The following is a 294-nucleotide window of genomic DNA, read 5'->3' as shown; positions in this document are numbered from 1 at the left end:
TCCATCTTCTGTGTATAGTTGGTTGCCTCTTGTTAGGTAAAGTAAATCCTCTAAGTACTGTCCATCAGTATGTAGGAAATGCTCGATGTATTTGACAGCTTTTAAGATTTCACTTACTTTATCAGAGTATTCATTAGATTCAAGAACACTCTTTTCTAACTCAATCTCTTTACTCGTTCCAAAGAGTTGGGTTGGAGTTGCATTAAAATATTCTGCTATCTTATCCAAATTTGCAAAGGTAGGATAGCTTTTTTGTTTTTCGTAATCAGAGATGGACTGTTTACCGATTCCTAA

General features: G+C 34.7%; 1 protein-coding gene. It reads right to left on the bottom strand.

Annotated elements, in window-relative coordinates:
* Nucleotides 1-294: helix-turn-helix domain-containing protein (locus AX677_RS08035; protein WP_048790661.1), on the bottom strand; the 294-nt coding region annotated here is incomplete at both ends.

The organism is Streptococcus sp. CCH8-C6 (assembly GCF_001557225.1).
Classification (GTDB): domain Bacteria; phylum Bacillota; class Bacilli; order Lactobacillales; family Streptococcaceae; genus Streptococcus; species Streptococcus sanguinis_C.
This window is presented reverse-complemented; position numbering and strand designations above follow the sequence as displayed.